Source organism: Oscillibacter sp. UBA6647 (genome assembly GCA_002455655.1).
GTDB lineage: Bacteria > Bacillota > Clostridia > Oscillospirales > Oscillospiraceae > Oscillibacter.
This window is the reverse complement of sequence record DKLF01000012.1, coordinates 1-8,182: the sequence shown is the minus strand read 5'-3', so window position 1 is coordinate 8,182 and position 8,182 is coordinate 1. Positions and strand designations below refer to the sequence as shown.

The following is an 8,182-nucleotide window of genomic DNA, read 5'->3' as shown; positions in this document are numbered from 1 at the left end:
TAACGCCCGGCAGGCTGCCTCCGCTAACAGCCGGGCCTGATCGTAGCCCCGCTCCCGCAGCCGTTTCGGCCCCACCGGAACCCACGTCACGATGTCGAACTCCCCCGAAAACCGCTCCGCCGCGCAGCGGGCGATCAGCGTGCCCAGCGGCCCGGCCAGATGGGATTCCCCGTGAAACTTCAGACGCAGCAGGCTCTCTCTCACCGCGCCCTCATAAAAAAGTGGCGCGGCGCAGACAAGACCACCCGCGCTCTTGTGCAGTCCCGTCGCTTCCGCCGTCCATGGCAGGGCTTTTTCGCAGGCTTCGCAGACCCCCGTGCGGTTCACAACGCGGCGGCAAAAGGGGCATTTGGGCGGAAACAGCAGGTCCAGCACCGCGCCCAGCACGTTCATCTCACCCTCCGTCCCCGAGGATACGGAGTGGGCTCGTCCGTCAGCCCCACCAGATAGTCCAGACTGACGGCATAGTACTCCGCCAGACGGACCGCCAGCCGCAGCGGCAATTCCCGCTCTCCCCGCTCATATTTGGAATAGAGCGATTGATCGCATAAGAGGTATTCTGCAAGAACGCCTTGCGATAAGTCCCTATCTTCTCTTAAATCCCGGATTTTTAATTTCATTTTTATCACCAATGCGATTTTATAGTAGGACATATGGTACTTTTCTATTTTGGACTATTTGTCCTATTTTTTGCATTGCTCGGTGAAATATCTCTCCATTGTGCTGTTGCGTTCAATAAAACAACCTAGGAGCGACGCGTGAACCTCGCGTCGCTCCTACAGCAAAGTAAACCGCTCACCCGATCACATACCCCGCCGCCAGCAGCGCAAGCCCACCGGCGATACCCGCCTGAATCGCCTTACCTACAATGCAGTTGCGGGTGGAAAGGCCACTGTCCGCCAGCACAGCCAAGGTCTGGCACAGCACCGACACGCCCCCCCAGCCCGCCAAAAGCGACGCCAGAACAAACCCGGCCCGGTTGGCGGTGAGCCGGGGAATAACGGAAAACAGCTCCACAAAGCCCACCGCCGCCGCACCCGCAAGACCGGGCAAGCCCCGCAGAGGTCGGGCCAGCACATAAAACACCACGACAAAGGCGCAGATACCCAAAATAGAGTCCAGCGCCCGGCGCACCGACTGTACCAATGCCTGAGAAAACGGCACGGCACGGGCCGTGATCCGCCGCCGCGACCCACGCCTTTGCCCGGCCCCCCGGCGAAACAAAACGCCTGTCAAAAGCGCGGAGAGAATATGAATCAGCCACAGCCACACCCCCGTGCGGACGCTGCCAAATACTCCCACGCCCAAAACACTGATGAGAAATGCCGGATTTGCCGTGTTGCAAAAGGCCAGCAGCCGCTCCGCCTCATCGGTGCGCAGCAGCCCCTCCCGGTACAGCTCCGCCGTGGTTCTGGCCCCAATGGGATAGCCCCCCACAAGACCCAGCAGCAACGCCGCCGCCCCTGCCCCGTCCACCCGGAACAAAGGCCACATCAGAAATTCCAGCCGGGGCGCCAGCACCTCGCCCACCCCAAGCATCACCAGCAAGGAGGTGGCGGCGAGAAAGAGGAATTGGGAGGGAATTACCGTCCCGGCGCACAGGGAAAGCGCCTCGCTCACACTTTGGCGAACTCCCTCCGCGTCCGCCAGCAGCGCCGCCAGCCCCAGCGCTGCCATGAGACACAAGACCGCCCTCTTTTTCAACCCACCGCCCCCTCGGGACACACTATGCACCACAAAGTTCGGTCATGCCTGCCATCGTATGGAAAAAGGCTTGCCCTCCGGCAAGTTTTCTTCATCTCGCTCATAGAGTTGAGCGAGGTGAGACGATGGAAAAGCGCAAGCGGCGGGACACGCCGCTGACGGAGCTGGCGGAGCTGTTTGACCTTCCCGGCGACGTAGTGGCGGGACTGTGCCATTTGGAAATGATTGGAGACCGGCGGCTGTTTGTGGAACACCACAGCGGCATTTTGGCTTACAGTGACCAGAGCATCGACATAAACACCCCCTGCGGTATCCTGCGCGTCTCCGGCAAGTGCCTGACGCTGGAGGCCCTGACGGGGGAGGAACTGCGCATCGGCGGAGCGATAGAGCGGGTGGAATGGGTGAAAACAGATGCTTGACGAACTGGTAAACCGCCTGCGGGGGCAGGTGCGGCTGCGGGTGAAAAGCTCCTTCCCGGAGCGGATTTTGAATCTCGCCGCACAGCGAAGACTGGAGCTGTGGGACGTGCGCTGGGAAAGCCCGGACGCATTTCTCTGCGTGCTCTCCCGGCGGGATTTCCGGGTTTTGCGGCTGCTGGTTCGGAACCTTGACTGCACGCTTCACGTACAAAAGCGGGAGGGCGCGCCCTTTTTCATGGGGAAGTTCCGCCGTCGGCAAGCGCTGGCGGCGGGGCTGGTCCTCTGCGCTCTGGGGCTGTTTTTCAGCAGCTTTTTCATCTGGGAGATTACAGTGGACGGCGCTGTGACAGTGCCGGAGGAAGAAATTCTGCGAGCGCTGGAAGAAAACGGCGTGGGCTTCGGCACCTTCGGCTTTTCCATAGACGGAGAAGACTTACGAAACCACATCCTCCTGGAACTCCCGGACCTGAGCTGGCTGACGGTCAACGTCTCCGGCTGCCGGGCTTATGTGCAGGTACGGGAGCGGGTTGCCGCGCCGGAGCCGGTAGACCGCCGCGCCCCCTGCAACGTGACGGCCCGGCGGGACGGTCTTGTGCTGGAGGTTCACGCCTTTTTGGGGAAAAAGTGCGTCAGCGTCGGCGACACCGTGGAAAAGGACCAGCTTTTAATCTCCGGCATTGAGGATTTGGACACCTTTGGCGCCCGGATTACCACGGCGGCAGGCTCCATCACTGCCAGAACATGGTATCGGCTGGAAGCAAATTTCCCCCTGACAATATCGAAAAACAGCGCCGCTGGGAAGGAGGAGACGCGCCGGTCCCTGATTCTCGGAACCCAGCGGATAAAATTCTATGGAAACAGTAGCTATTTTGGGGCATTCTATGATAAAATGGTCACACGGCAGCGGGTATCCCTGTTCGGTCTGTCCCTGCCCGTGACGGTGGAGACGGAGACTTACCGCCCCTTCAAGCCCACGGTTCAAACCCGCTCAGCTCAGGAGACAGAGGCTGCGGGAGGAGCGGCGCTCACCGCGTATCTCGCCTCTTTGATGGGGCAGGACGGCGAAATCCGCTCCACGCTCGTTTCCTCCCGACAAACGGGCGATGTACTGCGCGTCACACTGACGGCGGAGTGCGTGGAAGAAATCGGCCGCACCGTGCCGCTGGAAGCGGCATCGGAATAACCGGCCCTCCGATGGCTTAAAGCCGCTTTTCGGTTCACCTTTTTGCGTTTTTCTTCTTATTGGCGCCCCTTTACAGAGTTTTCCTTGGAGCACTTTGGGGAATACTTTCCTTTCAAGGCGATTTCCTTTACAATTTAGTTTACCGCCGTCCGGGGGACGGTCGGCTTCCCCTGCGGGAAACCATCATTCAGATTCGGGCGGCGGGAACGCGCCGCCGCCCGGCAAACGGGAGTGGTCATATTTGGAACAGCGAATCAGCATCGAGCGGCTGGAGCAGGCGGTGAACATTTTCGGCTCCTTTGACGAAAACATCCGTCTGGTGGAACAGGAATTTTCAGTGGCCGTGGTGAATCGGGACGGGGAACTGCGGGTAGACGGCGAGCCGGAGAACGTTCTGCTGGCCGTCAAGGCCGTGCAGGGGCTTTTGACCCTGTCCTCCCGGGGCGAGGCCATCGGAGAGCAAAACGTGCGGTACGTCATCTCTCTGGTCCGCTCCGGCAAGGAGGGGCAGATTGCAGAGCTGACCGGCGATGTGCTGTGCATCACCGCCAAGGGCCGCCCCGTGAAGCCCAAGACCATCGGCCAGAAGCAGTATCTTAAATCGGTGCTGAAAAACACCATAACCGTAGGCGTTGGCCCGGCGGGCACAGGGAAGACCTACCTGGCGGTGGCCGCCGCCGTGGCGGCGTTCCGGGACAAGCAGGTCAACCGCATCATCCTCACCCGCCCCGCTGTGGAGGCCGGGGAGCGGCTGGGCTTTTTGCCCGGCGATTTGCAGAGCAAGGTGGACCCCTACCTCCGCCCGTTGTACGACGCGCTGTTTGATATGCTGGGCGCGGAGACATACCAGAAATATCTGGAGCGGGGAAACATCGAGGTGGCCCCCCTTGCCTATATGCGGGGCCGGACGTTGGACGACAGCTTCATTATTCTGGACGAGGCCCAGAATACCAGCCGGGAGCAAATGAAGATGTTTCTGACCCGTCTGGGCTTTGGTTCCAAAATCGTCATCACCGGTGACGTGACCCAGATTGACCTGCCCTCCGACAAGGTTTCTGGCTTGAAGGAAGCCATCCGGGTGTTGCAGGGCGTGGAGGGCATCGGCATCTGCCAGCTCACCAACGCGGACGTGGTTCGTCACGTCATGGTCCAACGGATTGTGGAAGCCTATGAACGGGACGAGCTGGCCCGGCTGAAAAGCGCCGGGAGAAAGGCGAAACGGTTATGAGAAAAAGCCATTATATCCCCGTCACCGCCGACGTGCCGGGCGCTTCCAACGAGAAAACCTGCGCCCTTGTTCGCAAGGCAATTAAAACCGCCCTCCGAATGGAGGGCGTGACCCTGCCCTGCGAGGTGGACGTGCTCCTCACCGGGGACACGGGCATTCGCAAAATCAATATGGAACAGAGGAAGGTCCCCAGCCCCACGGATGTTCTGAGCTTTCCCGAATTTGACTTTACACCCGGCGAGCCGCCTACAACTGAAACCGCCGGGGACCTTCTGGATTTTACCGGCCTGCTCCCTCTGGGAGACATGGTGATCTCTATGGAGCGGGCGGCGGCGCAGGCCAAGGAATACGGACATTCAAACCGGCGGGAACTTGCGTATCTCGCGGTTCATTCCACGCTGCATTTGCTGGGCTATGACCATCTGGACGAGGGGCCGATGAAGGTTCAGATGCGGGCGCGGGAGGAAGAGATTATGAAGGAGCTGGGTCTGGAAAGGTAGGCGGATTCCGTGGTTGGGAATTTTATCGGTCTTTGGATCGTATACCTTCTGTTTACCATTCTTGCTTTTTTTGGCATAGGTGCGATGGGTGTTGCGGATGAAACACTTTGGAACTTGGTATCTCAAGCAGCCTTTTTCGCTTTTATGACCTGCATTTACATCAAGCTGACCGAGCTTCACGCCAAGCAGAAGGACATCGAAAAAAAACTGGACACGCTGCTTTCCCAGCAAAATTCCCCTGCGTCGGACAACCCGGGGACAAGCCTCCCTGACGCGCCGCAGGACTGACCGCCGGACCCACTTTTGCATACACTGTCCTGAGGTGATAGTATGGAACTCATTCAGGATGGCGTTCTCGCATTTCTGTCCGCGGTGGGGATAACGACCTGCGTCTGGCTGGTCGTCGGGGCGTTCCTTCCCGGCAGGTGCCGCAATCCGGAGGTGCGGCTGCTTCTCCCTCTGCAAGGCGACGCCCCCACGCTGGAAGCCGACCTGCGGGAGCTGCTGCGCACCCGGCACACTCTGCCCTCGGCAAAAATTATGCTGGTGGACTGCGGGATAACCGAGGATGCACGGCAGACGGCGGAATACTTCTGCCACCTGCGCCGCAACGTGGAGCTGGTGGAGGCAAAGGATTTGCACTTTTTCTGAGCCGCCGCAATCACACTGGAGAAAAGGAAGACGAAACGGCATGGACGAACTCTGCTGCCTGGACGGCACGGTACATAGCCTCATTTTTCAAAATGCCGACAACGGCTATACCGTCCTGCGGCTTGTGACGGAGGAGGGGGAACTTTACACGGTGGTGGGCTGCATTCCCTGCGTGGCCCCCGGCGAACACCTGACGGTGAACGGCGTGTGGGAAACTCACCCCCAGCACGGAGAGCAGCTCAAGGCGCTGGAGTTGGAACGCCGCCTTCCCGAAGAGGTTGACGAGATTCTTAACTACCTCTCCTCCGGGATCTGTAAGGGCGTTGGCCCTGCCACCGCCCGGGCCATCGTGGACCGGTTTGGAGAAGAAACGCTGGACATATTGGAGCGGGACCCGGGACGACTTACCTGTCTGCGGGGCATCACCGAAAAGAAGGCCCGGGAAATCGGCGAGAGCTTCCGTTTGCAAATGGGCCTGCGGCGGCTGATGGCGTTTCTGGCGCAGTACGGCCTCTCTCCCGCCCTTGCCATTTTGCTGCGCAAGCTCCATGGAGACGGGGCGCTGGAGGCCGTGCGGTCCAATCCCTACATTCTCTCCTCCGACGAGTGCGGCGTGCCTTTCTCCGCCACGGATGAAATCGCCATGAGCCTTGGCATTGCCGCTGACAGCGACGCGCGGCTTCAGGCTGCGGTGATTTTTGAGCTGAACCACAACGAGGGCAACGGCCACGTCTTTCTCCCCCGCAGCAAGCTGACCGCCGCCACGTCCCAGCTTTTAAACTGCGAAGCCGACCTTGCGGAAAAGGCAGTGGACGATCTCCGCGCCAGAGGCGCGGTGGTGCAGGAGCAGGTGGCAAACGTTTCCGCCTGCTACCTCCGCCGCCTGTGGGAGGCGGAGGTAGGCTCCTGCGCCCGTCTTCTGGCGCTTCTGTCTGCCGACGCGGACCGTGGCCGGAACCCGGACAAGGTGATTGCAGAAATCGAACAGGCCCAGGGAATTACCTATGCCCAGCAACAGCGGCAGGCCGTGGCTTTGGCGGCGCAGACGGGCGTCCTCATCCTCACCGGCGGACCGGGCACGGGAAAAACCACCGCCGTGCGGGGCATCGTGTCCCTGTTTCAGCGGATGGGGCTGGATGTGCTGCTGGCGGCGCCTACCGGCCGCGCCGCCCAGCGGATGGGCGAGCTGTCCGGCGGACTGGAGGCCCAGACCATCCATCGGCTGCTTGGAGTGACATGGAACGAAACCACCCGGGAGGCCGCCTTTGCCAAGTGCGAAAAGGAGCCGTTGGAAGCGGACGCGGTGATTTTGGACGAGATGAGCATGGTGGATGTGTCCCTCTTCGCGGCACTGCTGCGGGCGCTGCGCCCCGGTACCCGGCTGGTGCTGGTGGGAGACGCGGACCAGCTTCCCTCCGTGGGGGCGGGGAACGTGTTCTCCGACCTCATTCGCAGCAAGCGGGTGGAGACGGTGTTTCTGCGAGAGGTTTTCCGTCAGGCGGAGCAGTCCGCCATCATCCGCAACGCCCACGCGGTGAATTTGGGGCAGCCGCCCCGGTTTGTCAACGACCAAAACGACTTTTTCTTCATGGTGCGCCGCAGCCCGGACCGGGCGGTGAGCACCGTGGTGGAGCTGTGCAAATCCCGCCTGCCGGAGAAGATGGGGGTCCCTTCGGACCAGATTCAGGTCCTCTCCCCCACCCGCAAGGGCGAGTGCGGCACGGAAAACCTGAACCGCCTGCTTCAGGCGGCGCTGAATCCCCCCGCGCCGGACAAGCGCCAGCGCCAGTGGGGGGAGCGTGTCTTCCGGGAAGGGGACCGCATCATGCAGACCCGGAACGACTACGACGTGATCTGGCAAAAAACCGACGGCAGCATGGGCACCGGCATTTTCAACGGCGACGTGGGCCGCGTGGCCCAGATCGACCCCGGCGGCGAGTGGCTTCGAGTGGTGTTTGACGACCGGGTGTGTACCTATGCCGCCGACCAGTTATCGGAGCTGGATTTGGCCTATGCCCAGACCGTCCACAAGGCGCAGGGCAGCGAATACCGGGCGGTGATTCTGGCGGCAATGCCCGCCGCCCCGGCGCTGATGGTACGGGGCGTGCTGTACACGGCCCTCACCCGGGCGCGGGAGCTTTTGATTGTGGTGGGAGACGACTCCGCCGTGGCCGCCATGGCGGAAAATGACCGCCGTCAGCGGCGCTACTCCGGTTTGAAATGGCGGCTGTGCGGCGGGGACTGCCCGGCGAACTGACCCGTTCATCCAGATATGGCAACCTGTCCGACAGAGGTGCAAAAGCTCCTCGTCCTGCATTTCCCGCGCCTCGCAGAGTTTCGCCCCCGGGACGGCGAAATAAGTTGAAATTTATTTTTCCCGGCGGCGTGTACTTCGGGAAAACCCCTCTCGCGAAACGAACGCCTCACCGCCAGCCAAAGGCTGGCGGTGAGGCGTTGTAACGCATTTCAGCCGAAAAGCCCGCTATGCGGGCTTTTC

10 protein-coding genes are annotated in these 8,182 nt (G+C 61.1%); 7 read left to right on the top strand and 3 right to left on the bottom strand.

The window, feature by feature from the left end; genetic code table 11:
- The 3 genes from B2W96_RS01075 to B2W96_RS01065 form a co-directional block, all read right to left on the bottom strand.
- Positions 1-393, bottom strand: a 393-nt coding sequence (locus B2W96_RS01075; RefSeq protein WP_293007678.1) for a ComF family protein, incomplete at its 3' end; no start/stop codon positions are given.
- The gene (locus B2W96_RS01070; protein ID WP_293007696.1) at positions 390-620 is read right to left on the bottom strand and encodes a helix-turn-helix domain-containing protein; all 231 of its coding nucleotides are present in this window, start codon (positions 618-620) and stop codon (positions 390-392) included. The genes B2W96_RS01075 and B2W96_RS01070, both read right to left, overlap by 4 nt.
- Before the next feature lie 175 nt (positions 621-795).
- Positions 796-1,704 (bottom strand): sporulation protein, encoded by a 909-nt coding sequence (locus B2W96_RS01065; RefSeq protein WP_293007676.1) that lies wholly within the window; start codon positions 1,702-1,704, stop codon positions 796-798.
- A gap of 125 nt (positions 1,705-1,829) precedes the next feature.
- Here B2W96_RS01065 and B2W96_RS01060 point away from each other — a divergent pair, with 125 nt between their 5' ends.
- The 7 genes from B2W96_RS01060 (at position 1,830) to B2W96_RS01030 (ending at position 7,942) form a co-directional block, all read left to right on the top strand.
- A complete protein-coding gene (locus tag B2W96_RS01060; RefSeq protein ID WP_293007674.1) occupies positions 1,830-2,123 on the top strand; it encodes a YabP/YqfC family sporulation protein in 294 nt (97 codons plus the stop codon).
- Entirely contained in the window at positions 2,116-3,306 is a 1,191-nt protein-coding gene (yqfD, locus tag B2W96_RS01055; RefSeq protein WP_293007672.1) for a sporulation protein YqfD, read from the top strand. Before B2W96_RS01060 ends, yqfD begins: the two co-directional genes overlap by 8 nt.
- A 241-nt stretch (positions 3,307-3,547) precedes the next feature.
- Positions 3,548-4,534, top strand: a complete 987-nt coding sequence (locus tag B2W96_RS01050) for a PhoH family protein (protein WP_293007670.1) — start codon at positions 3,548-3,550, stop codon at positions 4,532-4,534.
- On the top strand, positions 4,531-5,034 hold the full coding sequence (ybeY, locus tag B2W96_RS01045) for an rRNA maturation RNase YbeY (RefSeq protein WP_293007668.1): 504 nt from the start codon (positions 4,531-4,533) through the stop codon (positions 5,032-5,034). Before B2W96_RS01050 ends, ybeY begins: the two co-directional genes overlap by 4 nt.
- A gap of 9 nt (positions 5,035-5,043) precedes the next feature.
- The gene (locus tag B2W96_RS01040) at positions 5,044-5,322 is read left to right on the top strand and encodes a hypothetical protein (RefSeq protein ID WP_293007666.1); all 279 of its coding nucleotides are present in this window, start codon (positions 5,044-5,046) and stop codon (positions 5,320-5,322) included.
- A 42-nt stretch (positions 5,323-5,364) separates the two neighbouring features.
- Entirely contained in the window at positions 5,365-5,685 is a 321-nt protein-coding gene (locus tag B2W96_RS01035; RefSeq protein WP_293007664.1) for a hypothetical protein, read from the top strand.
- A 40-nt stretch (positions 5,686-5,725) separates the two neighbouring features.
- Positions 5,726-7,942, top strand: a complete 2,217-nt coding sequence (locus B2W96_RS01030; protein WP_293007662.1) for an ATP-dependent RecD-like DNA helicase — start codon at positions 5,726-5,728, stop codon at positions 7,940-7,942.
- Positions 7,943-8,182: the final 240 nt, after the last annotated feature.

What these genes read in the sequence shown, in the direction of transcription:
- B2W96_RS01070 (WP_293007696.1), bottom strand. Translation starts at nt 620, where the DNA reads ATGAAATTAAAAATCCGGGATTTAAGAGAAGATAGGGACTTATCGCAA.
- B2W96_RS01060 (WP_293007674.1), top strand. Translation starts at nt 1,830, where the DNA reads ATGGAAAAGCGCAAGCGGCGGGACACGCCGCTGACGGAGCTGGCGGAG.
- yqfD (WP_293007672.1), top strand. Translation starts at nt 2,116, where the DNA reads ATGCTTGACGAACTGGTAAACCGCCTGCGGGGGCAGGTGCGGCTGCGG.
- ybeY (WP_293007668.1), top strand. Translation starts at nt 4,531, where the DNA reads ATGAGAAAAAGCCATTATATCCCCGTCACCGCCGACGTGCCGGGCGCT.
- B2W96_RS01035 (WP_293007664.1), top strand. Translation starts at nt 5,365, where the DNA reads ATGGAACTCATTCAGGATGGCGTTCTCGCATTTCTGTCCGCGGTGGGG.
- B2W96_RS01030 (WP_293007662.1), top strand. Translation starts at nt 5,726, where the DNA reads ATGGACGAACTCTGCTGCCTGGACGGCACGGTACATAGCCTCATTTTT.